The 21,919-nt window shown below is 69.4% G+C and carries 24 protein-coding genes; 6 read left to right on the forward strand and 18 right to left on the reverse strand.

The window, feature by feature from the left end:
• Nucleotides 1–146: 146 nt before the first annotated feature.
• The 3 genes from BLQ63_RS25240 to BLQ63_RS25250 are packed head-to-tail and all read left to right on the forward strand — an operon-like array spanning nucleotide 147 to nucleotide 3,319.
• Entirely contained in the window at nucleotides 147–1,469 is a 1,323-nt protein-coding gene (locus BLQ63_RS25240; protein ID WP_091040310.1) for an extracellular solute-binding protein, read from the forward strand.
• A gap of 22 nt (nucleotides 1,470–1,491) precedes the next feature.
• The gene (locus BLQ63_RS25245) at nucleotides 1,492–2,430 is read left to right on the forward strand and encodes a carbohydrate ABC transporter permease (RefSeq protein WP_091040311.1); all 939 of its coding nucleotides are present in this window, start codon (nucleotides 1,492–1,494) and stop codon (nucleotides 2,428–2,430) included.
• A gap of 1 nt (nucleotide 2,431) precedes the next feature.
• Nucleotides 2,432–3,319: a carbohydrate ABC transporter permease gene (locus BLQ63_RS25250; protein ID WP_091040312.1), complete on the forward strand. Its 888-nt coding sequence runs from the start codon at nucleotides 2,432–2,434 to the stop codon at nucleotides 3,317–3,319.
• A gap of 92 nt (nucleotides 3,320–3,411) precedes the next feature.
• Here BLQ63_RS25250 and BLQ63_RS25255 read toward each other — a convergent pair whose 3' ends face one another.
• Both BLQ63_RS25255 and BLQ63_RS25260 read right to left on the reverse strand, forming a co-directional pair.
• Complete coding sequence (locus BLQ63_RS25255) at nucleotides 3,412–3,906, reverse strand: hypothetical protein (RefSeq protein WP_143015086.1); 495 nt, start codon at nucleotides 3,904–3,906, stop codon at nucleotides 3,412–3,414.
• A gap of 216 nt (nucleotides 3,907–4,122) precedes the next feature.
• Nucleotides 4,123–5,082 carry a zinc-binding dehydrogenase gene (locus tag BLQ63_RS25260; protein WP_091040314.1) on the reverse strand — a complete coding sequence of 320 codons (960 nt, stop codon included), beginning with the start codon at nucleotides 5,080–5,082 and terminating at the stop codon, nucleotides 4,123–4,125.
• Between the two features lie 189 nt (nucleotides 5,083–5,271).
• Between BLQ63_RS25260 and sodN the strand changes: the two genes are divergently transcribed.
• Entirely contained in the window at nucleotides 5,272–5,682 is a 411-nt protein-coding gene (sodN, locus tag BLQ63_RS25265) for a superoxide dismutase, Ni (protein ID WP_091040315.1), read from the forward strand.
• 246 nt (nucleotides 5,683–5,928) lie between these two features.
• Entirely contained in the window at nucleotides 5,929–6,393 is a 465-nt protein-coding gene (locus BLQ63_RS25270; protein ID WP_091040316.1) for an ATP-binding protein, read from the forward strand.
• A gap of 274 nt (nucleotides 6,394–6,667) precedes the next feature.
• Here the strand turns inward: BLQ63_RS25270 and BLQ63_RS25275 are convergent, their stop codons facing one another.
• Nucleotides 6,668–6,931: a WhiB family transcriptional regulator gene (locus tag BLQ63_RS25275; protein ID WP_091040317.1), complete on the reverse strand. Its 264-nt coding sequence runs from the start codon at nucleotides 6,929–6,931 to the stop codon at nucleotides 6,668–6,670.
• Nucleotides 6,932–7,785: 854 nt separating this feature from the next.
• Nucleotides 7,786–8,739: a diacylglycerol/lipid kinase family protein gene (locus BLQ63_RS25280; RefSeq protein ID WP_091040318.1), complete on the reverse strand. Its 954-nt coding sequence runs from the start codon at nucleotides 8,737–8,739 to the stop codon at nucleotides 7,786–7,788.
• A gap of 32 nt (nucleotides 8,740–8,771) precedes the next feature.
• Here BLQ63_RS25280 and BLQ63_RS28645 point away from each other — a divergent pair, with 32 nt between their 5' ends.
• Nucleotides 8,772–9,221: a hypothetical protein gene (locus BLQ63_RS28645; RefSeq protein WP_177155105.1), complete on the forward strand. Its 450-nt coding sequence runs from the start codon at nucleotides 8,772–8,774 to the stop codon at nucleotides 9,219–9,221.
• A gap of 115 nt (nucleotides 9,222–9,336) precedes the next feature.
• On the opposite strand, the gene BLQ63_RS25290 is transcribed toward BLQ63_RS28645, so the two are convergent.
• The 14 genes from BLQ63_RS25290 to proS all read right to left on the reverse strand — a co-directional run bounded on the left by BLQ63_RS25290 (nucleotide 9,337) and on the right by proS (nucleotide 21,852).
• The gene (locus tag BLQ63_RS25290; RefSeq protein WP_091040320.1) at nucleotides 9,337–10,092 is read right to left on the reverse strand and encodes a sirohydrochlorin chelatase; all 756 of its coding nucleotides are present in this window, start codon (nucleotides 10,090–10,092) and stop codon (nucleotides 9,337–9,339) included.
• Nucleotides 10,085–10,795, reverse strand: a complete 711-nt coding sequence (locus tag BLQ63_RS25295) for a phosphoadenylyl-sulfate reductase (RefSeq protein WP_091040321.1) — start codon at nucleotides 10,793–10,795, stop codon at nucleotides 10,085–10,087. Before BLQ63_RS25295 ends, BLQ63_RS25290 begins: the two co-directional genes overlap by 8 nt.
• A gap of 226 nt (nucleotides 10,796–11,021) precedes the next feature.
• Nucleotides 11,022–12,695, reverse strand: coding sequence for a nitrite/sulfite reductase (locus tag BLQ63_RS25305; protein ID WP_091040368.1), 1,674 nt, complete (start codon nucleotides 12,693–12,695; stop codon nucleotides 11,022–11,024).
• A 275-nt stretch (nucleotides 12,696–12,970) separates the two neighbouring features.
• Entirely contained in the window at nucleotides 12,971–14,449 is a 1,479-nt protein-coding gene (locus BLQ63_RS29730; RefSeq protein WP_091040323.1) for a sensor histidine kinase, read from the reverse strand.
• A 115-nt stretch (nucleotides 14,450–14,564) separates the two neighbouring features.
• Nucleotides 14,565–14,867: a DUF2469 domain-containing protein gene (locus BLQ63_RS25315; RefSeq protein WP_091040324.1), complete on the reverse strand. Its 303-nt coding sequence runs from the start codon at nucleotides 14,865–14,867 to the stop codon at nucleotides 14,565–14,567.
• Nucleotides 14,868–14,979: 112 nt separating this feature from the next.
• Nucleotides 14,980–15,630, reverse strand: a complete 651-nt coding sequence (locus BLQ63_RS25320; RefSeq protein WP_091040325.1) for a ribonuclease HII — start codon at nucleotides 15,628–15,630, stop codon at nucleotides 14,980–14,982.
• A 2-nt stretch (nucleotides 15,631–15,632) separates the two neighbouring features.
• On the reverse strand, nucleotides 15,633–16,328 hold the full coding sequence (gene lepB / locus BLQ63_RS25325) for a signal peptidase I (protein WP_218125499.1): 696 nt from the start codon (nucleotides 16,326–16,328) through the stop codon (nucleotides 15,633–15,635).
• Entirely contained in the window at nucleotides 16,325–17,587 is a 1,263-nt protein-coding gene (gene lepB, locus BLQ63_RS25330) for a signal peptidase I (RefSeq protein ID WP_091040370.1), read from the reverse strand. The genes lepB (BLQ63_RS25325) and lepB (BLQ63_RS25330) overlap by 4 nt, the downstream gene beginning before the upstream one ends.
• Nucleotides 17,588–17,692: 105 nt before the next feature.
• Complete coding sequence (gene rplS, locus BLQ63_RS25335; protein WP_091040326.1) at nucleotides 17,693–18,040, reverse strand: 50S ribosomal protein L19; 348 nt, start codon at nucleotides 18,038–18,040, stop codon at nucleotides 17,693–17,695.
• An 86-nt stretch (nucleotides 18,041–18,126) separates the two neighbouring features.
• Nucleotides 18,127–18,903, reverse strand: a complete 777-nt coding sequence (gene trmD, locus BLQ63_RS25340; RefSeq protein WP_091040327.1) for a tRNA (guanosine(37)-N1)-methyltransferase TrmD — start codon at nucleotides 18,901–18,903, stop codon at nucleotides 18,127–18,129.
• A 16-nt stretch (nucleotides 18,904–18,919) separates the two neighbouring features.
• Nucleotides 18,920–19,438, reverse strand: coding sequence for a ribosome maturation factor RimM (gene rimM / locus BLQ63_RS25345; RefSeq protein WP_091040328.1), 519 nt, complete (start codon nucleotides 19,436–19,438; stop codon nucleotides 18,920–18,922).
• A 127-nt stretch (nucleotides 19,439–19,565) separates the two neighbouring features.
• A complete protein-coding gene (locus BLQ63_RS25350) occupies nucleotides 19,566–19,799 on the reverse strand; it encodes an RNA-binding protein (RefSeq protein ID WP_091040329.1) in 234 nt (77 codons plus the stop codon).
• Entirely contained in the window at nucleotides 19,799–20,284 is a 486-nt protein-coding gene (rpsP, locus tag BLQ63_RS25355; protein WP_091040330.1) for a 30S ribosomal protein S16, read from the reverse strand. The genes BLQ63_RS25350 and rpsP overlap by 1 nt, the downstream gene beginning before the upstream one ends.
• A 161-nt stretch (nucleotides 20,285–20,445) precedes the next feature.
• Nucleotides 20,446–21,852 carry a proline--tRNA ligase gene (proS, locus tag BLQ63_RS25360; RefSeq protein WP_091040331.1) on the reverse strand — a complete coding sequence of 469 codons (1,407 nt, stop codon included), beginning with the start codon at nucleotides 21,850–21,852 and terminating at the stop codon, nucleotides 20,446–20,448.
• Nucleotides 21,853–21,919: the final 67 nt, after the last annotated feature.

Here is a 21,919-nt window from a genome sequence, read left to right on the forward strand (position 1 = left end):
GGGACCTGGGGCGCCACACCCGCCACACTGGTAGTGGTTTCATGTATTCACACTCTTGACTCCTGTGATGAGAGCGATAACAATGACGGGACGGCCCACCCTCACCGGGCCGTCTTGACAAAGAATCACATTGGAGTGATGCATTCATGCCGAACCATCCCTCGCCACCTGGCCCCTTCTCCAGGCGGGCGCTCCTCACCGGCACGGCGGCGGCCGCCGGGATCGGCCTGGCAGGATGCGGTTCCGCGTCCGAGGCGTTCAGCGATCAGACCACGGTCAAGCAGTGGAACCTGCTCGCCGGCTCCGACGGCGCCATCATGACCTCCATGCACGACCAGTTCATGGAAGAGACCGGGACCAACCTCAAGGCCACCACGTTCGCCTGGGGCACCCCGTTCTACACCAAGCTCGTCATGGGCGCCTCGGGCGGCAACGCCGCCGACGTCGCCACCATCCACCTCTCGCGGCTCGAGAGCCTCTCCCCCGCGACCCTGCTCGACGCGATCGAACTCGACGAGCTCATCGACGCGGGCCTCGACCCCGAGGACTTCCCGCCCTCGATCTGGGAACGCTGCTTCGTCGACGACCGGATCTACGCCGTGCCGATCGACACCCACGCCCTGGTCAACTACTACAACCGCGGCATCTGTGCGGAGGCCGGCGTCCTCAACGCCGACGGCACGCTGTTGGAGACCCACGGCGTCGAGGAGTACTTCGACCTCCTGCGCGCCGTCAAGGACGTCACCGGCGAGTACGGCACCTCGCTCGACACGAACGCCGGCTGGCGGCAGTTCTGGGCCTGGTACCGCCAGCAGGACGGCGAGTGGACCTTCCACGAGGACGGGTTCGAACTCGACGACGACAAGGCGTTCAACGCCATCGACACCATCTACCGCATGGCCGAAGAGGGCCTGTGCCCGCGCATCTCCGACGGCGGCGCGACCGCGGCCAACTTCGAGAACGGCCTCGGCGGCCTCGTCCAGGTCGGCAACTGGGAGATCACCCGCTTCCGGGCGTTCAGCGAGGCCAACGGCCTCGACTTCTCCATGGCCGAGATGCCCGACTTCTTCGGCAACCGCCGCACGCAGGGCGACTGTCACTCCTACGTGCTGCCCCGCCACAACAGCTGGAACCCCGAGGTCCGGGCCGCCACGATCGAGTACGTCTCCTGGATGCTCCAGCACAGCTTCGAGTGGGGAGCGGGGGCCGGGCACACCCCGGCGTACCTGCCGGTCACCGAGAGCGCCGAGTACCAGGAGCTGGAGCCCAACGCCGAGTACTCGGGCGTGGTGGACAACGTCCAGTTCGACCCCAAGGTCTGGTTCGCCGGCTCGGCGGCGCGCCTGCCGGACGAGGTGGCCGCGGTGCTCGCCGGCGTGTACGCGGGCAACACCGACCCCGAAGCCGCGCTCGAGGGCATCAAGGAGCTCGCGCAGACGCTGGTCGAACTCCCCAACCCGATCGATTAGAACGATTCAAGGGACCTCTCTCATGACTACTGAAACCGAAACGCCGGCCGCGGCGCCGACGGCGGAGCAACCGCCGCCCCCGGCCGCGCGGGCGCCCAGGCGCCGCTCGTGGCTGGGCCTGTGGTTCGTCCTGCCGTTCGCCGCCGTCTACGCGGTCTTCATGCTCTGGCCGATGCTGCTCGGCCTGTACTACTCCTTCACCGACAAGAGCCTCACCGGCCGCCCGGTCTCCTGGATCGGCCTGGAGAACTGGTCGGAGGCCTTCGGCGACGCCAAGGCCTGGGACTCGCTGTGGAACACCGCGTGGTTCACGATCCTCAGCACCCCGCCCCTGGTGGTCCTCGGCCTCGCGTTCGCGCTCCTGGCCCACCGCGCCCGCAAGCTCGGCTGGTTCCTGCGGCTGTCCTTCTTCGCGCCGTTCGTCATCCCCGTCTCGGTCGTCACCATGGTCTGGCTCTGGATGTACCAGCCGGCCGGCGGCCTCATCAACCACTACCTCGGCGAATGGGGCCTGGGAGGGGACCGCCTGTGGGCGTTCCAGGCCGAGTCGATGGGCTCGGTCGTCATCACCACGGTGTGGTGGACCCTCGGCTTCAACTTCCTGCTCTACCTCGCGGCGCTCCAGACCATCCCCCAGGAGGTCTACGAGGCCGCCGACATCGACGGCGCCAACGCGTTCCAGAAGCTGTGGGGCATCACCCTGCCGCTGCTGGGGCGCACCACCGCGCTCGTCGTCGTGCTCCAGCTGATCGCCTCGCTGCGCATCTTCGACCAGTACTACCTGATGGCCGGGGGCGCCTCCAACCTGTCGCCGGAGAACGTCTTCATCCAGTACATCTACAACTCCGGGTTCGTCGGATTCCGGGTCGGCTACGCCTCGGCCCTGTCCTACATCCTCTTCTTCTTCATCCTGCTCGTCGCCCTCGTCCAGTTCCGCCTGATGTCGAGGAGGGAGGATTAACATGACCGCCTTGCAAACGAGGACGCCCTCCTCCGAGACCGGACCGCGCACCGTCAAGCGCAGGCGCGGCAGGATCACGGCCGGGACGGCGCTGGTCTACTTCGCGGCCTTCTTCCTGGCCGTGCTGTGGCTGGTGCCCCTGCTGTGGGCGCTGTCCACCTCGTTCAAGACCGAGACCGAGGCCAGCCTCGGCCAGCCCATCCGGTGGATCCCCGACGAGTGGTCCGTCGAGGGGTACCGGGTCCTGTTCGAACGCGGCGACCACGTCATGTGGATGATCAACTCCACACTGGTCTCCGTGATCGTCACGGTGCTGACCCTGGTGCTGTGCGTGCTCGCCGCGTACGGCTTCTCGCGGCTCGACTTCCCCGGCAAGAAGGTCGTCTACGCGGTGATCCTGGCCGGGATCATGGTGCCGCAGCAGGCGCTCATCATCCCGATGTTCGACGTCGTCAGCGCCCTGCGGATGGTCGACACCTACTGGGGCCTCGCGCTGCCGCAGGTGGTCGCCCCGGTGATGATCTTCATCCTGAAGCGGTTCTTCGACGCCATCCCCCGCGACTACGAGGAGGCCGCCCGCATCGACGGCGCCGGACACCTGCGGACGCTGTGGAGCGTCATCCTGCCGCTGTCGGGCCCGATCCTCGCCGCCGTCGGCATCTTCACGTTCATCGGGTCGTGGAACAACTTCCTGTGGCCGCTGCTGGTCGCCAACGACCCGTCGATCATGACCCTGCCGGTCGGCCTGGGCGTCGTCGCCGGGGGCTACGGCCTCCTGTACGCCCAGAACATGGCCGCCGCCGTCCTGGGCGCGCTGCCGCTCTTGATCGTCTTCATGCTGTTCCAGAAGCAGATCGTCAAGGGCGTCGCCGGCGTCGGCCTGAAGTAGGCTCCCCCCGGTGAAAGAGGCGGGACGCGAAGGTTCGCGTCCCGCCTCTCGGCGTCCTCACCGCGGCGTCCGCCGCCTCAGATCCGGCGCTGTCACAGCACCCCTTCCTTGGCCAGGCACGAGGCCGGCGCGTAGCCGACCGCGTCGCCGGACTGGATCCGGATCCACTCGGTCTCCCACTGCAGGCCGCCGCAGCCGATCGTCTTGCCGCCCTCGACCGCGTCGCACGCCCCGTTGACCCCGGTGTGGTTGTGCAGGCGGATGAGGCGCCGCGCGCCCATGTCGGTCTCGGTGAAGATCGAGACGCCGAACGTCGCCTTCACGGTGTACCTGCACGTCAGCAATTGCTCCTGGCCCCAGCCCTCGGAGAGGATCGCGTGCTGCGCCGCGATCGGGCGCGCCTCGGTCCCCGAGGCGCCCGACCCGGCGCCCTCGGACGCGACGCTCTCCCCGTGCCTGGCCAGGGCGATGGCCACGACCATGATGGCCGCCGCGATCGCGACCCGCACCAAGAGCTTCTTGGTGACGCCCCACGTGCTTCCGGCGGCGGACTTGAGCCCGCCCTTGACCCGACCCATAACCGACATGGCCGCTTCTCCCCTTGCCCTCGGCGCTCGAAACCCCGTTGGCGAGCGCTCGGCGTGATGCCGGCGGGCGCAGGCGCGCACCGCGGTGACATCCATTACAGGGTGAGGGCGCCGGGGCCGGCCGGAGGCCGAACCGGCCAGAAACCGGCCCCACTGTCGCTCATTTGACGCGGCCGCGGTTACGGCCGTGTGGTTCGCGGCGGGTCGACGGACCCCTTAGCGCAGCACGACGACCTTCCCGAACGAGTCGCCCGAGGCGAGCCGTCGCAGGGCCTGCTCGGCGTCCTCGAGCGCGTGGGTCGAGTCCACGACCGGCCGCAGGCCGCTCTCGGCGCAGAACAGGAGCAGTTCGACCAGCTCCTCGCGGGTGCCCATGGTCGAGCCGAGGATCTCCAGCTGCTTGAAGAAGACGTGGCGCATGTCGACCTTCGGCGCATGGCCGCCGGTGACACCGCAGTTGACCAGGCGCCCGCCCGGTTTGAGCGACTTGATCGAGTGCTCCATGACCGGCTCGCCGACCGAGTCGATCACGACGTCCACCCGTTCGGGCAGGCGGCCGTTCGCCTCGACGGGGACCGCGCCGAGCTCGGCGGCCCGCTCGCGGCGCTCGGGGCTGCGCCCGGTGGCGTACACGCGGGCGCCGAGGGCCTTCGCCAGGACGATCGCGGCGGTCGCGACGCCGCCGCCGGTGCCCTGGACCAGCACGGCGCCGCCGGCGGGCAGCCGGCCCCGCGTGGTGAGCATCCGCCAGGCGGTGAGGTACGCGGTCGGCAGGCACGCGGCCTCGGCCGCGCTCCAGCCCTTCGGGACCGACAGGAGGTTGCGCGCGGGCACCGAGACGTACTCGGCGAGCGTCCCCGGGTGGAGCTCAGACAGGAGCGTCCGCTTCGGATCGAGCGTCTCGTCCTTGAGCGAGGCGTCGGCGATGACGGGGTAGACGACGACCTCGTCCCCCGATTCGGTGCGCCCGACGGCGTCGGTGCCGAGGATCATCGGGCACTGCTCGGCGCGCAGGCCCACGCCCGCGAGCGACCAGAGGTCGTGGTGGTTGATCGAGGCGGCGACGAGCTCGACGCGCGTCCAGTCCTCGGGCACGGCCGGGGGTTCGATCTCACCCACCGAAAGGGCCGAGAAGGGGTCTTCGGGGTTCACGTTGCGGGCGTAGGCGGCGAGCATCGGGTTGACCTCCGGTCTTGGCGCAGCTGGCGAGCCGTCGATTGGCAGAGCGTCGATCTCACTGTCCATCATGGTGTTCGGTGAGAAACAGTGTCGCGTCCCTAACTCTAGGGGCCGGGCCGAAATCGGCCTCCGGAGAGGTAGGGTCGGCGGTGGAATCACAACCCAACCAAAGAAGCTGGAGGGGCTATGTTCAAGCCTCTGTTCAAGCGGTTGCTGCCGCAGGTCTCGGCTTCGGCTCACTGCGACCTGCCGTGCGGGGTCTACGACCCGGCCCAGGCTCGCATCGAAGCGGAGTCGGTCAAGGCCATTTCCGAGAAGTACCAGGCCAACGAGGACCCTGAGTTCCGCACTCGCGCCCTGATCATCAAGGAGCAGCGTTCGAACCTGGTCAAGGAGCACCTGTGGGTGCTGTGGACCGACTACTTCAAGCCGCCGCACTTCGAGAAGTACCCGCAGCTGCACACCCTCGTCAACGAGGCGACGAAGCTCGCGGGCGCGGCCGGCACCAAGGGCCACGCGGACCCGAAGGTCGCCGACGACCTGCTCGCGAAGATCGACGAGATCGCGACGATCTTCTGGGAGACCAAGAAGGCCTAGCGCCGCAGACGTCAGTGAAGCGCCCGCCACCGCGGTCAGCGGCGGCGGGCGCTTCGCCGTCTCAGGGGCCGGTCCGCGGGGTCGGGTGCTCGCCGGGAAGATCGGCGTCCGGGCGGGCTGCGCGGCACGGGCGAAGGCCGGCGCTGGGGCGCGATTCCAGGGTGGTACCCGTATGTCGGGGCGTCCCACTATTCTGTAGAGCGAGAGGGCGGAAGTCCTTCGGCCCCTCGATCACAGGAAGCGGCGATGACGGTGAGCGAAGAGCGCGAGGACGTCCTGCTGCTCGATGTGCCCTCGACGGGCGACTACCTGTCGGTGCTGCCGACCGCCACGGCCGCGGTGGCGACCAGGCTCGGGTTCTCGCTGGACGAGATCGAGGACCTGCGCGCGGCGGTGAACGCCGCCGTGGCGCTGCTGATCCCCACGGCGTCGAAGCCCGCGGAGTCGGGGAGGCAGCGCCCGTTCCGAAGGAAGCCCGGCGAGCCGCTGCGGTGCCGCCTGGAGGTGGGCGTCGAGGCCCTCCAGATCGTGCTGAGCCGCCCGAAGGGCGAACCGCTGCCCGATGCGGGGACCTACCAGTGGCAGGTGCTCAAGGCCCTCACGGACGAGGTCGAATCCGAGATCGAGGGCGGTACCACCACGATCAGGATCCGCCAGCGCCGCCCGGCCACCGAAGCGGACGCCGACACCGAACGCCACCAGATCAACTGACCCGCCCGAAACTGTCACACCCCCGAGGCACCATCGAAACCGGGGGCCTTCCCCAGGGCCGTCAATGGGTCTTCGCGGTGCCTTCGAACAGCGCCCGCCGAAACTGTCGTACCCCTCGGGCACGATGGAAATCGGGGGCCTTCCCCGGGGCCGCCGATGCGTCTTCGGGCTGCCCGGACCCCGGACAGCTTGAAGGCCCGGCCGCCGGGCCGGGCCTTTCAAGCTTCTGTCGTCGCAAATTCGAGGGATGGACTACATCAAGGGATTGCGCGTGCTAGCCGACGACCTGGGTGGCGAGCGTGCGCACGGCACCGGAGCGGCGCTTGAGCTCGCGGCGCTCGACCTCGCTCATGCCGCCCCAAACACCGGCGTCCTGGCCGCTCTCGAGCGCCCACCGCAGGCACTCCTCGATCGCGGGGCAGCGCCGGCAGACGTTCTTGGCCTGCTCGATCTGTACCAGTGCCGGTCCGGTGTCCCCGATCGGGAAGAACAGTTCGGGGTCCTCGTCGCGGCAGATGGCCTCGTGGCGCCAATCCATCAAAACATCTCCTTGCTAAGAATCAAGCTTGTTGATTACACGGTGTTATGAACAGTTCTTGCGTTTTCGGGCGTAGCAGGGCCCGGCAGCGGGCCGTACGGGCGTTTCCGTCGCGCTTCGCGTCAGTGCCGCTCGGATTCCGCCACGGCTTCCGTGTGGCGGTCGCACCTCGCGGGCGGCACTGGTGAGCACTCAGGACGGATATCGGTTCCCAGCAAGGGGAATCGTTGTCACCGCGATCGCGGAGGGCTCCCGCATCGCTTCAGCGCCATTGCTGAACGCCGGGGCATCGGGAGCTATCGCACCTTGCGGCGTCGGCCGTCCAAGTGACGGCCGGGCAAGCCGCAAACATACAACTCCGCAAGTGTCGCAGCGACCGGCTCGCACCTGAACCCGTCTCCCTTGTGAATACTTTCACAAGGATGGGATTTGTCAAGGGTTCGACTCCGGAAATGCGCGCTAAGTGAGTGAACTCACCGCGCTACCTCGAAGAAGACTCGGGGAACACTTCCTCAACGCCGCCGGGACCCCTACCGCGGATCCTCAGAGCGGCCTCCGCCACACTCCCCCGAACTGAAAACACCGGGGTCGGTGACAGCGAGTCGAACCGGTTTGACACACTGGTACTCAAGGTTGGCCGACTCACCACGCTCGGAAGTCTCGCCAGGGCTTGACCACATTCTTGGCTCGCAAGCTTCGCCAAGACATAAGTACCCACACCGTGCCTGGTCTATACGCACCGAAAAGACGATATTCGGTTGTAAGTCTCGCGCCGTCCCTGTAGGGATGGCGAAATCAACCTTGCCTGCTCACGGGCGAGTTGTCAACACCCACTCCGAGGTTTTCCCAAGTTGTTAGCAGGCCACCCGCAGTGCCTCTGGGACCGAGTCGAGATCCAGTTCGGTCAGCTCACCGAGGTAATCCCCGTCGAGTTGGAAGGCTTGCGGGAGCGACGCGCGCAGCCGAATCCTGGAGAGATCGTGATGCGTCACCGCGTGTTTGCCGTCGGGCCCGTCCCGACCGACCAGCAGTGAAGCGGCGGTCATCGCGGCGTCCGACAGACCAAGTTTACGCAGAATCAGGACATCAAGTCCAGCATTAAAGGATGCCCGCGCGTTGAGATTCACCGGAAGGGCGCCCATGTAGGTCCACGGTGCGCAGTTCTGCACCACGGCCATACCGGTGGAGAGGTCCGTCTCGCCCGTCGACATCTCGACCTCGATCGAATCGCCTTCCACACCATGCTCATTGAGCTCCGCCATCACCGCGCGCGCATAGTGGGCGCCGAGATTGCGCTTCTTTCGGTACGACTCCACCTTCTTGATGATCGACGCGTCCCAGCCGATTCCGGCGCAGAAGGTGAAGAGCCGGTCGGTGTCCTCGGCCCTCGCCCGGCCCAGGCTCACCGTGCGCACCCGCGACTCCTCCAGTGCGGCCACGATCGCCATCGAGGCGCGGCGGCGGTCCCAGGGCAGGCCCAGGGCCCGTGCGAAGACGTTGGTGGAACCGGCCGGGATCGGCGCGAACACCGGTGCCTCCGCGGCGGTCCGGCCGCCGGCCAGCAGCCCGTTCACGACCTCGTTCACCGTGCCGTCGCCGCCGAGGCTGAGCACGACGTCGTAGCCCCGGTCGGCGCCGCGCGTGGCGAGCTCCTCGCCGTGGCCGCGCCGGTGGCTCAGCTCCACGTCGAGGTCGAGCACGCTGCCGAGCTTCTTCCTCACCCAGCGCGTGCGGCGACGCGAGCCGGTGGAGGCCTTCGGGTTCACGATGAGCAGACCACGCTGTGGCGCCGGTTTCAGGTCGCGCATAGGCGCAGCGTAGCCCGGGATACGGTTGACGTGTGAACGAAACCGATGCCGGAATGGGCGCGGTCACCGAAACGCACGGTGACGATCCGCGCCCTTGGACCCTCACCGTGGCCGCGGGCCTGTTCTGGCTGCTCGCAACAGGACTCGTCGCGGCGGGAGCATGGGGTCTGATTCAGCTGGTGACCGGCGACGTCGACACCGCCGGCGGTGCGATCGGCATCGCGCTGCTCGCGTGGCTGGCGGCGCTCTACTACTGGTTCATCGGCCGGCGGCTGCTCCAGCAGCGGGACGTCATCGCGCAGGCGGTCTTCCAGGCGCTCATCTGGCTTCCGGTCGGGTACTACCTCCGAGAGGCCGCGCATCCTGTGATCGGGATCGCGGCGTGGGCGCTGGCGGCGGCGCTGGTCGGACTGGTCCTCAGCGGACCGACGCGGCGGGCCGTGGGCTTCGGCGAGCGGCGGCCCTTCGGCGAGGCCGAATAGCCGGCTCAGGGGCGGAGCCGAACAGCGCACTCGGTATGACCGACGAATGAGCTCGGCCGCACTTGAGTCGACGACCTCCTGGACCGCAACCGAGCGTTCGACCGGCTGAGCGGATTCAGGCCTCGGCGGCGCGGCGCTCGATGAGGGCGATGAGTTCGGGTGCGGCGCCGAGGGGTTCACCCTCATGGGCGATGCCGGCCTCGCGGGCCGATTCCAGCGCGGCGTCGCACAGCAGTCCCGGTGCGATGAAGTAGCAGACCGCCGCGATGCGCTGGGCCCCTTGGTCTTTCAATGACTTCACGGTCTCGCCCGCGCGCGGGCCGGGGCCCGAGGCGAAGCCCGGTCCGGCCGGGACGCCCAGCAGGCGGCCGGCTTCGGCCGCCACCGCGGCGACATGCGCGCGGCCCTCGTCGACGCGGGTGCCCGCGGCGCAGACCACCACTCCGTCGATGCCGTAGGGCAGGTCGCGGACGAGGACGTTCGCGAGCGACAGGTCCCCCACCGGGCGCGCCACCGCGACCGCGAGTCCCGGCCGGGACTCCTCGGCCCGCTTGGCGACCTCCGGGAGATCGGTGCGGGAGTGGTAGGCGTCGGTCAGCAGCAGGGGCAGCGCGACCGCGGCGCTGACGCCGGTGTCGGCGATGCCCCGCAGCACCTCGACCGGGTGCGGCTCGTTGAACTCGAGGAAGCCGACGTCCGCCCCGGCCGCCCGCGCGATGGCGCGGACGGCCTCCGGGGAGCGCGGATCGGGGCTGCCGTGCGCGACCAGCACGATCGGCCGCAGCGGCGGTTCGGGCCCCGAACCGGTGGGCGCGCGAGCACTCGCCGCGGCCGCAGCCGCGCCGGGTTCGCGCACCGACCGGTCAGACATGCAGCCCGCACTCGGTCTTGTCGAACGCGGCCCAGCGGCCGGCGCGCGGGTCCTCGCCCGGCGCGGTGCGCCGCGTGCACGGCCAGCAGCCGATCGAGCGGAAGCCGTCCTTGAGCAGCGGGTTGACCGGGATGTTGTAGCGCTCGATGTACGCCTCCTGGTCGGCCTCGGTCCACTTCGCGATCGGCGAGACCTTGACCTTGCGGCGGGACAGGTCGAAGTCGACGACCTTCGTGCCGGCGCGGGTCGGGCCCTCGTCGCGGCGCAGGCCCGTGGCCCAGCCGTCGTAGTCGGCCAGCGCCCGGTTGAGCGGGAGCACCTTGCGCAGGGAGCAGCATTCGTCGGGGGCGCGGGAGAACAGGCGGGGCCCGAACTCGGCGTCCTGGGACAGCACCGACTGGTCGGGCTGGATGGAGCGGACGTTGACGTCCATGGTGGAGGCGACGAAGTCGCGGACCTGGAGGGTCTCGGGGAAGTGCAGGCCGGTGTCGAGGAAGACGACGTCGATGCCGGGGGCCACCTGGCTGGCCAGGTGGACCACCGCGGCGTCGGCCATGGATGAGGTCACACAGAAGCGCTCGCCGAACTCGCCGACCGCCCACTCGATGATCTGGTGGGCCGTGGCGTCTTCGAGGCGCGTCCCCGCTTCCGTGGCGAGGTCACGGAGTTCGAACGGGTCTCGTTGATTCCCTGTGCTGCTCATGCTGCTTCACTCCGATCGGGGTGTTACTCGGGCTGAGGGCCCGTTGTGGGCGGCGCCGCGTAAACCGGTGCGGCGGCCATCCCGTGGTACTTGACGGCGAAGACACGGGTGCAGTCCGCGCAGTGCCATCCGCCCTTGATCTCGACGTCGCTGTCGGGCTCGGGCGCATAGGGTCTGATGTCCTCCCCGCCGCAATAGGGGCAGAGGTAGGGGACGACGCGGCCGCTCACTGGAGTGCCGTCTCTTCGGCGCGGTGGACCCATTGGGCGAAGGTCTCGCCTTCGGTCCTGGTGTCGAGGTAGCGGCGGGTGACGCGTTCGACGTAGTCGCCGAGGTCGGCGGAGGCGACCTTGAGGCCGCGGGACTTGCGGCCCAGGCTCGCGGCGGAGGCGTGGCCGCCGCCGAGGTGGACCTGGAAGCCCTCGACCTGCTGGCCGTCGACGGTGACGAGCTGGCCCTTGAGGCCGATGTCCGCGGTCTGGGTGCGGGCGCAGGCGTTGGGGCAGCCGTTGACGTGGATCGAGATGGGCGTGTCGAGTTCGGGGACGCGCTTCTCGAGTTCGGCGACGAGGTCGCGGGCGCGGTCCTTGGTGTCGACGATGGCGAGCTTGCAGAACTGAATGCCGGTGCAGGCCATGGTGGATCGGCGCCAGGGGGACGGGTTGGCCTCCAGGCCGATGGCGCGCAGGTCCTCGACGGCCTCGTCGACGCGGTCTTCGGGGATGTCCAGGAGCAGGAGCTTCTGGAGCGGGGTGGCGCGGATGCGGTCGGAGCCGTACTTCTCGGCGATGTCGGCGAGCTGGTCGAGGATCGTGCCCGAGACGCGGCCGGCGACGGGGGCGACGCCGATGAAGTAGTTGCCGTCGTTCTGCTTGTGGACGCCGATGTGGTCGAGGAGCTTCTCGGGGACCGGGGGCTGCTCGAGGTCGGGGAGCTTCCGGCCGAGGTAGGCCTCGGATTCGAGGACCTCGCGGAACTTCTCGGCGCCCCAGTCCTTGACGAGGAACTTCAGGCGGGCGCGGGTGCGCAGGCGCCGGTAGCCCCAGTCGCGGAAGATGCGCACGACGTTGACCCAGACCTCGACGATGTCGTCCTGGGAGACCCACACGCCCAGGCGCGGGGCGAACATCGGGTTGGTGGAGAGGCCGCCGCCGACGTAGAGGTCGAAGCCGGGTCCGAGTTCGGGGTGGTGGGCGCCGATGAGGGAGATGTCGTTGATCTCCCAGGGGCTGTCGGGCAGCCAGCCGATGGTCGACTTGAACTTGCGCGGCAGGTTGGAGAGGGTGCGGTCGCCGATGAAGCGGTCGTAGATCTCCTGGATCTGCGGGGTGGCGTCGATGACCTCGTCGGTGCTGACGCCGGCGACGGGGGAGCCGAGGATGACGCGCGGGCAGTCGCCGCAGGCCTCCTGGGTGTCGAGGCCGACGGCTTCGAGGCGGCGCCAGATCTCGGGGACGTCCTCGACGCGGATCCAGTGGTACTGGACGTTCTCGCGGTCGGTGACGTCGGCGGTGTCGCGGCCGAACTCCTTGGAGATGCCGGCGACGGTGCGCAGCTGTGCGAGGCTGAGCTGGCCGCCGTCCATGCGCACGCGCATCATGAAGAACTTGTCGTCGAGCTCTTCCTCTTCGAGGATGCCGGTCTTGCCGCCGGCGATGCCGGGCTTGCGCTGGGTGTACAGGCCCCACCAGCGGAAGCGTCCGCGCAGGTCGGCGGGGTCGATGGAGTCGAATCCCCCGTGGGCGTAGATGCCCTCGATGCGCTGCCGAACGTTGAGCGGGTTGTCGTCCTTCTTGGACTGCTCGTTCTTGTTGAGCGGCTCCCGGTGACCCATCGCCCATTGGCCTTGGCCTTTGGGGCGGGACGGTTTGCGCGTTGGCGTTGGCACGGTACTCCTCATCGCGGACACGGGTGTGGCATGGTTCGACGGCAGACAGCCGGAAGGAATTAAGCGCACATGCGACAGGCGGCGCTGAACACACGGCAGAAGTCGACGTGGCGGCGTGCCACCAGTCGGAGCCCGTGTGTGCGAGACATGCCTAGAAGCATGACACAGGTTCAGGCCCGCTGCGGGTGACGTCCCGCTCCATGGACATCAGGTCACATGAGGGTTACACGCGACCGGCCGGGTTCCACGGGGGAAGTCCGGCCGGTCGTCAGCTGGTGCTACGGCTCCTACTGGAGGCCGAAGTCGACGACGGCCTCGGTGCCGCCTTCGGCGCGGGGGCGCATGTCGATGGTGCCGCGCAGCTCCCCGGTGACGAGGGTGTGGACGATCTGGAGGCCCAGGCGCGTGGAGTCGGCGATGCGGAAGCCCTCGGGCAGGCCCTTGCCCTGGTCGGAGACGGTGACGCGGAAGCGGTCGCCGTCGCGCTCGACGCCGATGACGACCTCGCCGTCCTGCCCGGGCGGGTAGGCGTGCTCGACGGCGTTCTGGATGAGCTCGTTGACGACCATGACCAGCGGCGTCGCGTACTCGCTGGGCAGGACCCCGAAGGTGCCCTCGCGGCGCAGCGTCACCTTGGACTCGGCGACGGAGACCTCGACGGCCATGGAGGCGACGCGGTCGACGATCTGGTCGAAGCCGACCGACTCGTCCGAGGACTGCGAGAGCGTCTCGTGGACGAGCGCGATCGAGGCGACGCGGCGCACGGACTCCTCCAGTGCGAGCCGGGCCTGCGGGGACCCGACGCGGCGGGCCTGGAGGCGCAGGAGCGCGGCGACGGTCTGGAGGTTGTTCTTGACGCGGTGGTGGATCTCGCGGATGGTCGCGTCCTTGGTGACCAGTTCGCGGTCGAGGCGCCGGACCTCGGTGATGTCGCGGACGAGCACGAGGGCGCCGGCGGCCTTGCCGCCCGGGCGCAGCGGCAGGGCCCGCATGAGGACCGTGGCGCCCTTGGCCTCGATCTCCTTGCGGCGCGGGGTGCCGCCGGCGAGCGCGTCGGCGATGCGGCGGGCAGCGTCGGCGCCGACGTCGGCGCTGGAGGGGAGGCTGCGGGTGAGTTCGGCGAGGTCGCGGTCCCGCAGGTGCCCGGTGACGCCCATGCGCCGGTAGGCGGAGAGCGCGTTCGGCGAGGCGTAGCGGACGAGGCCGTCGGAGCCGATGCGCACGAGGCCGTCGCCGATGCGCGGCGCCGTCGTGGGCTCGCCGGGCAGCAGCGGGGGCGGGAAGCCGCCGTCGGAGAGCATCTGGACGAGGTAGTCGGCGGTCTTGAGGTAGTTGAGTTCGAGGTGGGAGGGGCTGCGCGTGTCCGAGAGGTTGGTGTCGCGGGCGGCGACGGCGATGATCTGGCTGCGGTCGCGGCGGCGCACGGGGATGGCCTCGTGGCGGGCGGCGACGTCGCCGCGCCAGACCGGGTCGCCCTCGCGGAAGATGCGGCCCTCGGTGAAGGCGACGTGCAGGTGCTTGGCGTCCTCCCCTTCGAGGAGGCGCCCGACCTGGTCCTCCTCGTAGGCGGTCGGGCCGGTGGTGGGCCGGACCTGGGCCAGGCAGACGTAGCTGCCGGGGTGGTCCTTGACCGCGCCCCACAGCAGGAAGTCGGCGAAGGAGAGGTCGGCGAGGAGCTGCCATTCGGCGACGAGCCGCTGGAGGTGGGCCGCGGAGTTCGACGTCAGGTCGGTGTGCGCGCTGATTACGTCACGGAGTGTGGACACCCGATCAATGGTAGCGGCGCCCTGGAGCCGGGGCCCCTTTCCGATCGCGGAACGGGCCAGGTCACGGGCGGCGAAAACGCCCCGTCGCAGTCGGCGGGGCGTTCGGTACAGGCGGTTACGGCAGTGTCATGTCCGGCTTATCGAGCTCTTCGACGTTCACGTCCTTGAAGGTCAGGACCCGGACGTGCTTGACGAAGCGGGCGGGGCGGTACATGTCCCAGACCCACGCGTCGCTCATCTCGACCTCGAAGTAGGTCTCCGCGTCGGCGCCACGGACGTGGACCTCGACCGCGTTGGCCAGGTAGAACCGCCGTTCGGTCTCGACGACGTAGGTGAACTGCCGCACGATGTCCCGGTACTCCCGGTACAGCTGCAGCTCCATGTCGGTCTCGTACTTCTCGAGGTCCTCGGCGCTCAACGCTCCTCCTTCTCAACGACGGTTCCCACGATAGTGCGCGAGTGCCCCGCCCCGCGCAGGGCTGGCCTTCGCGGGTCCGGGATTCACCCTGCGAGGCCCCGGCAAACCCGTATCAGGTCGGGGCGGGTACGGCGTGCACGGCGACATTGGCGTACGAGAGGCGGTGCTGCTCGCACGGTCCCCTCGCGCGCAGGGCCGCGTCGTGGGCCGCGGTGCCGTATCCCTTGTGGACGGCGAATCCGTATCCGGGGTGGTCCAGGTCGAGCTCGGCCATGAGGCGGTCGCGGGTCACCTTGGCGACCACGCCCGCCGCCGCCACGCAGGCCGCGGTCCGGTCGCCCTTGACGACGCCGAGGCTGCCGGGCAGGCCGGGGACGGGGAACCCGTCGGTGAGCACGAACCCCGGGCGCACGGGCAGCCGCGCCACGGCGACCCGCATGCCCTCCAGGTTGCACACGCCGATGCCGCGCCGGTCGATCTCCCGCGGACCGTAGAGGACGACGCTCATCGCGGCCTTCGCCCGCCGCAGCCGCTCGAAGACGCGCTCGCGCGCGGCCTCGGTGAGGAGCTTGGAGTCGTTGAGCTCGTCCAGCCGCGCGTTCGGCGGCAGGCATACGGCCGCCACGGCCAGCGGCCCGGCGCACGCGCCGCGCCCGGCCTCGTCGGTGCCCGCCACGGGGCCGAGGCCTCGCCGCGACAGCGCGGCCTCGAGCGCGTAGAGGTCGCCGTCGCGGCGCATCCGGGAAGGGGCGGGCCGCAGCATGGTCAGGACGGTTCGGGGACGTCGTCGAAGGTCGAGGGGACCGAGAACCAGTTGAAGTCGTTGAAGGGCCAGAACAGCACGAAGGCCTTCCCGATGACCGCGTCGACCGGGATCGTCGAGGACTCCACGTCGCCGCCGGTGCGGATGAAGCGCTCGCGCGAGTCGCCCGAGGCCGAGCGGTGGTCGCCCATGACCCACAGGCGCCCCTCGGGGACGACCACGTCGAACGGGTCCTGCGAGGGCACGTCCTGCTCGCCGGTCAGCGGGTTCGTGTACAGGTAGGACTCCTCTTCGAGGGGTTCCCCGTTGACCGAGATGTTGCCTTCCTCGTCGGCCACCACGTGATCGCCGCCGATCGCGATTACCCGCTTGATGAACTCGTCCTCCTCCATGACCGAGCGCCACGACTCGGGTGCGGTGAAGACGATGATCTCGCCGCGCTCGGGTTCGGAGAAGTCGTACACGAGCTTGTTGACGAGCACTCGGTCGTTGATCTGGAGGGTGTTCTCCATCGAGCCCGAGGGGATGTAATAGGTCTGGACGACCCAGGTCCGCACGACGATCGCCACCAGGATGGCGACGCCCAGGAGGATGGGCAGTTCTTTCCAGAACGATCCCTTCTTCTTGGGCTGCTGCTTTTCGGAGGATTCCTCGGCGCGCTCGCCGTCGGCGCCGGGCGCTTGCCCTTCTTCGATCACGGTGCGAGTCTACGCGCTCGCGCTCCGGCCCCAGGCCCGCCCGTCCCGGTGGCGGGCAAGGCGGGCGGCGGGTTCCAGTAGGTGCCCCAGGCGGCGGGGACGCCTTCGCGCACAGCGCCGTCGGCGGCGGGTTCGCCCTCTTCGGCGGCGGTCCCGGAGGTGCCTTCGAGGACGTCGAAGGCCGCGGGGATCTCCAGTTCGGTGGCGCGGTCGGTCGGCCAGACCAGGGCGATCGCGCGGCCGATGATGTTCTCCACCGGCACCGGGCCCTGGCAGCGGGAGTCCTTGGAGTTCCCGCGGTGGTCCCCCATCACCCACACCTCGCCCTCGGGCACGGTGACCTCGTCGAACAGGCGCGAATGGCAGGTGCCGGGCGCGACGTCGAGCGGCGCGTCGTCGTAGACGTAGTCCCCCTCGTGGAGGGACACGCCGTTGACGACGACGTTGCCGTCGGCGTCGCAGCACGTGACGGTGTCGCCGCCGACGGCGATCACCCGCTTGATGAAGTCCTTCTCGTCGGGCTCGGCCAGGCCGATGAGGTCGAGGACGCCGGTGGTGAGGTCGCCGACCAGGCCGTCGTCGCCGCCGGCGGGCCGGTACTCCGGGTCCCAGCTGTCGGTCCCGCGGAAGACGACCACCTCGCCGCGCTGGGGGCTGCGCAGCGTCGTGGTGAGTTTGAGGACCAGGACCTTGTCACCCTCCTGGAGGGTCTGCTCCATCGAGCCGGAGGGGATGTAGAACGGCTGCACGGCGAAGGTCCGCAGCAGCACGGCCGCGGAGAACGCGACGACCAGCAGCAGCGGCAGTTCGATCCACAGCGACAGGTACTGGCGCTTGTGCGGCTGCGAGAGGCGGCTCTCGGACTCCTTGGCGGCCTTGTGCTCGCCGGAGTCGTCGCGCCCGGTGCCGACGTGGTCGTGGGCGGCCGACACGCGGTCGTGGGCCGCGCTGACGCGGTCGTGGGCGGCGGACACGCGCTCGCGTTCGGCCGTTACCCGGTCCACCGGGGGCGGGACGCGGTCGCGCGGGCCGGTCGGGCCCTCGGTCCTGCGGAGAGGGCGGGTCGCGTCCAGGCCGGGCACGAGCGGTCCGGTGGCCCTGGGCGCGCCCGCGACCGGGCCGCTGGGCAGCCTGCCGGGCGGCGGGCCGGAGCACCGCGGATTCGCGGGCGGCGGGGACCCGTCCCCGCCGGGACCGGGGAGTCGGCTCCAGTCGATGCGGCGGGCGCCCTTGTCCCCGCCGGGAGAACCAGGACTCATGTGCTGAGGGTAGCCGAATCCGGCGCGCAATGAAAAACCCCGGGCGAGTGCCCGGGGCTTCCAGAAGTCTTGCGGCGGGCCCGTTCAGGGCCCGCGGAGAGCGCCTTAGAGTTCGCGCTTCTCCTTGATCTTGGCGGCCTTGCCCTTGCGGTCGCGCAGGTAGTACAGCTTCGCGCGGCGGACCTTGCCTCGCATGGCGATCTCGATCGAGTCGACCATGGGGCCGTGGACCGGGAAGGTGCGCTCGACGCCGATGCCGTAGCTCAGCTTGCGGACCGTGAAGGTCTCGCCGATGCCCGCGCCGTGGCGGCGGATGACGACACCCTGGAAGACCTGGACACGGGACCGGTTGCCTTCCTGGATCCGGACGTTCACCTTGACGGTGTCGCCGGGACGGAAGTCCGGCAGGTCGGCGCGCATGGAGGCGGCGTTCAGCTCATCCAGAATGTTCATTGGTTGCAACCTTTGTTGATACGGAAGTTCAGAAGTCCTGCCGGGAGAGGTACCGCTTGAACGAACGGCACGTCACGGGAACTCACCTACTCTGCCACACCCTGCTCGGGAAGGGCGAGCCCGGCCCCTTCGAGTAGGCGCCGGTCACGTTGATCGAGGCTACCCGGGTCCAGGCGCTCCAGCAAATCCGGACGGGCCGCCGCGGTGCGAAGGAGGGCCTGGTCACGGCGCCAGCGGTCGACCTTGCCGTGGTCCCCCGAGAGGAGGACCGGCGGGATCGCGTGGCCGCGCCACTCGGCGGGCTTGGCGTACGCGGGCGCCTCGAGGAGCCCGGCGTTGTGCGACTCGTCGTCCAGGGACGCGGCGTTGCCGAGGACCCCGGGCACCAGGCGCGCCACGGCCTCGACGATCGCCAGGACGGCGACCTCGCCGCCGAAGAGCACGTAGTCGCCGATGGAGACCTCGGTGACCTCCATACGATCGGCCGCGTAGTCGACCACCCGCTGGTCGATGCCCTCGTAGCGGCCGCAGGCGAACATGAGCCACGGCTCGGCCGCCAGCTCGCGGGCCATCGCCTGCGTGAAGGGCCGCCCGGCGGGGCTCGTCACGAGCAGCCGCGGGCGCGCCTCGCCGGCGTCGAACACGAGCTCGTCGAGGCACTCGCCCCACGGCTGCGGCTTCATGACCATCCCAGCCCCGCCGCCGGCGGGGGCGGCGTCGACCGAGTGGTGGACGTCGTGGGTCCAGCGGCGCAGGTCGTGGACGCCGAGGTCGATCAGGCCCTTCTCGCGGGCGCGGCCGATGAGCGAGAGGTCGAGCGGCTGCAGGTACTCGGGGAAGACGGAGACGACGTCGATTTTCATGAGAGCTCCGAACGCATCACAGCTCCAGCAGGCCCGGCGGCAGGTCGACGGTGATGATCCCGGCCTCGACGTCGACCTCGCGGATCATGTCGGCGACGAACGGGACGAGCGCCGGCGTCCGCCCCTTGCGCTTGACCACGAGCGTCTCGTAGGCCGCGCCGTGGTCGACGCGCTGCACGGTGCCGATCTCGGCGCCCTCGAGGTCGGCGACGATGAGGCCGATGAGCAGCGTGTCGTGGACCTCGTCCTCGTCGGCGACCAGCTCCTCCTCTTCGACCTCGACGCTCAGGACGACGCCGCGCAGCAGCTCGGACGCGTTGCGGTCCGAGTGGCCCTCGAAGCCGATCATCGGCCGGCCCTGGTGCCAGCGCACCGTCACGGCCGTGAGCGGGGCGCCCTTGAGCTGCCCGCCCTTGGTCCGGTATTCGACGCCGGGCTGGAACCGGGCCTCGGGATCGTCGGTGCGGACTTCGACGACGACCTCGCCGCGCAGCCCGTGCGGGCGCACGATGCGGCCGACCACCAGCTCTGTCATGGGAACCTCTCTCCAGTGCCGACGCGGCGCGCAGGCTTCGCGGGGGGACAGCGCAACGGCCCCGAGGATGATCCTCGGGGCCACTCACGGCGCAGCTTGCAAGCCGTGAACTTGTCTAGCGGATGACTCAGTAGGAATCGACGACCTCGACACGAATGCCCTTGCCGCCGATCGAGCCGATGACCTGGCGCAGCGCGTTCACGGTGCGGCCGCCACGGCCGATCACCGTCCCGAGGTCGTCCGGGTTGACCCGGACCTCGAGCCGCTTGCCGCGGCGGGAGTCGACCAGGCGGACACGAACGTCGTCCGGATGGTCGACGATGCCCTTGACAAGGTGTTCAAGCGCCGGTCGCAGCACGATTACTCCCCTTTGGTCTCAGAGGCCTCGTCGGCGGGGGCCTCGACCTCTTCAGTCTTAGCCGATTCGTCGGCCTTGGCGGCGGACTTCTTCGACTTCGGCGCGGCCTTGACGGCCTCCTCCGAGACGTACGCCTTCGAGGGGTCGATGCCCGACTCCTTGAGGGCGGCCACGTAGAGGGTGTCCTTCTCCGGCTTCGGCTCGGCGACCTTCAGCGGGGCCGGCGCGGGCAGGCCCTTGAACTGCTGCCAGTCGCCGGTCTTGCGGAGGATGGCCTTGACCGTGTCCGAGGGCTGGGCGCCCACGGAGAGCCAGTGCTGGATGCGGTCGGACTTGACCTCGATCCGGGACGGGTTCTCCTTCGGGTGGTAGATCCCGACGTTCTCAATGACCTTGCCGTCGCGCTTGACGCGCGAGTCGGCGATGACGATGCGGTACTGGGGAGTACGGATCTTCCCCATTCGCGTGAGGCGAATCTTCACTGCCACGTTTTGTTACTCCTGTTGTAAGGATCACGTAGGCGCGCACGTTTTCCAGGGGAATCACTCCGGATTGCGTTCACGCCGAAACTTGGCCTTGCGTCACGGTAGTTGAGAGGGCTTCCGTCCCAAAGCTCATGTACAGCGTCAGAGTCTAGCGCACCGGGCGATCAGTACGACCGGGCCAGGTACGCGATGAGACCGGACTCATCCAGGGAGTCGGGCACGGTGCCGTCCTCGCGCTGCAGGACCCGGACCGTGACGGCCGAGCCGGCCGCCCGCTTCTCGCCCTCGACGCCGCAGGCGTCCCACGGCAGGCGCGCGTAGCCGTGCTGGGCGGCCTCGATCGCCTCGTCCACCGTGGCGGCGTCGGTCGTGTGCGTCTCGCGGAACTCCAGGGCCTCGTCCCACAGCTTCATCTGGGCGGCCTCGAGCGCGGCGGCGACGGCCTCGGCGAGCATCCCGAGCGGGATGGTCTGCTTCGTGCCCTCGATGCGGCTGACCACGGTCGCCTCGCCGTTCTTGAGGTCGCGGGGGCCGATCTCGATGCGGACCGGGTAGCCCTTGAGCTCGGCGTCCACGGCGCGGCGGCCGAAGGCCACGTCGCCGCGGTGGTCGAGCTTGACGCGCAGGCCGTCGCCCTTGAGCTCGTCGTAGACCTTCTTCGCGGCCGACTGGACCTCGTCGGAGTCCTTGACGACCATGACGAGGACCTGGACGGGGGCGAGCCTCGGCGGGACGCGCAGCCCCGCGTCGTCGCCGTGGCCCATGATGAGGCCGCCGACCATGCGCGTCGAGGTGCCCCAGGAGGTCGTCCAGCCGAGCTGCTGCTTGCCGTCGGAACCCTGGAACCGGATGTCGAAGGCCTTCGCGAAGTTCTGGCCCAGCTCGTGGGAGGTGCCCATCTGGAGGACCTTGCCGTCGCGCATGAGGACCTCGGCGCCGAAGGTGTTCAGGGCCCCGGCGAAGCGCTCGGCCTCGGTCTTGATGCCGCGCAGCACCGGCAGCGCGAGCACGTTCTCCATGAAGTCGGCGTAGACGTCGTGGAGGATGCGCAGCGTGAAGGCGTGCGCGTCCTCATAGGACTCGTGGACCGTGTGGCCCTCCTGCCAGAGGAACTCCGAGGAGCGCAGGAACAGGCGGGTGCGCAGCTCGTAGCGCATGACGTTGCACCACTGGTTGAGCAGTAGGGGCAGGTCGCGGTACGAGTTGACCCACTTCGCCATGTACTCGCCGATGATGGTCTCCGAGGTGGGGCGGATCGCGAGCTTCTCTTCGAGCTCCTTGCCGCCGCCGTGCGTGACCATCCACAGCTCGGGCGCGAAGCCCTCGACGTGGGCCGCCTCCCGCTGGAAGTACGACTCGGGGATCAGCAGGGGGAACGAGGCGTTCTCCGTGCCGGTCTCCTTGATGCGGTCGTCCATCTCGTCGACCATCCGCTCCCACAGCGCGAACCCGGTCGGTCGGATCACCTGCGAGCCCTTCGCCGGACCGTTCTCGGCCAGCTCGGCTTTGGCGACGACGTCCTGGTACCAGCGAGGAAAGTCCTCGCCCTGCGGTGTGAGTACATTGGCCATGGTCAGGGATTCTACGGGCCGCACCCCGCCGGGGCGCAATCGGATTCGCCCGCGTGGGGGCCGTCTC

This window comes from Glycomyces harbinensis (assembly GCF_900101745.1).
Taxonomy (GTDB): Bacteria; Actinomycetota; Actinomycetes; order Mycobacteriales; family Micromonosporaceae; genus Glycomyces; species Glycomyces harbinensis.

Coding starts and splice junctions, on each gene's coding strand:
- BLQ63_RS25240 (WP_091040310.1), top strand. CDS start 147: ATGCCGAACCATCCCTCGCCACCTGGCCCCTTCTCCAGGCGGGCGCTC.
- BLQ63_RS25245 (WP_091040311.1), top strand. CDS start 1,492: ATGACTACTGAAACCGAAACGCCGGCCGCGGCGCCGACGGCGGAGCAA.
- BLQ63_RS25250 (WP_091040312.1), top strand. CDS start 2,432: ATGACCGCCTTGCAAACGAGGACGCCCTCCTCCGAGACCGGACCGCGC.
- BLQ63_RS25255 (WP_143015086.1), bottom strand. CDS start 3,906: ATGTCGGTTATGGGTCGGGTCAAGGGCGGGCTCAAGTCCGCCGCCGGA.
- BLQ63_RS25260 (WP_091040314.1), bottom strand. CDS start 5,082: ATGCTCGCCGCCTACGCCCGCAACGTGAACCCCGAAGACCCCTTCTCG.
- sodN (WP_091040315.1), top strand. CDS start 5,272: ATGTTCAAGCCTCTGTTCAAGCGGTTGCTGCCGCAGGTCTCGGCTTCG.
- BLQ63_RS25270 (WP_091040316.1), top strand. CDS start 5,929: ATGACGGTGAGCGAAGAGCGCGAGGACGTCCTGCTGCTCGATGTGCCC.
- BLQ63_RS25275 (WP_091040317.1), bottom strand. CDS start 6,931: ATGGATTGGCGCCACGAGGCCATCTGCCGCGACGAGGACCCCGAACTG.
- BLQ63_RS25280 (WP_091040318.1), bottom strand. CDS start 8,739: ATGCGCGACCTGAAACCGGCGCCACAGCGTGGTCTGCTCATCGTGAAC.
- BLQ63_RS25290 (WP_091040320.1), bottom strand. CDS start 10,092: ATGTCTGACCGGTCGGTGCGCGAACCCGGCGCGGCTGCGGCCGCGGCG.
- BLQ63_RS25295 (WP_091040321.1), bottom strand. CDS start 10,795: ATGAGCAGCACAGGGAATCAACGAGACCCGTTCGAACTCCGTGACCTC.
- BLQ63_RS25305 (WP_091040368.1), bottom strand. CDS start 12,695: ATGAGGAGTACCGTGCCAACGCCAACGCGCAAACCGTCCCGCCCCAAA.
- BLQ63_RS25320 (WP_091040325.1), bottom strand. CDS start 15,630: ATGCTGCGGCCCGCCCCTTCCCGGATGCGCCGCGACGGCGACCTCTAC.
- lepB (WP_091040370.1), bottom strand. CDS start 17,587: ATGAGTCCTGGTTCTCCCGGCGGGGACAAGGGCGCCCGCCGCATCGAC.
- rplS (WP_091040326.1), bottom strand. CDS start 18,040: ATGAACATTCTGGATGAGCTGAACGCCGCCTCCATGCGCGCCGACCTG.
- trmD (WP_091040327.1), bottom strand. CDS start 18,903: ATGAAAATCGACGTCGTCTCCGTCTTCCCCGAGTACCTGCAGCCGCTC.
- rimM (WP_091040328.1), bottom strand. CDS start 19,438: ATGACAGAGCTGGTGGTCGGCCGCATCGTGCGCCCGCACGGGCTGCGC.
- proS (WP_091040331.1), bottom strand. CDS start 21,852: ATGGCCAATGTACTCACACCGCAGGGCGAGGACTTTCCTCGCTGGTAC.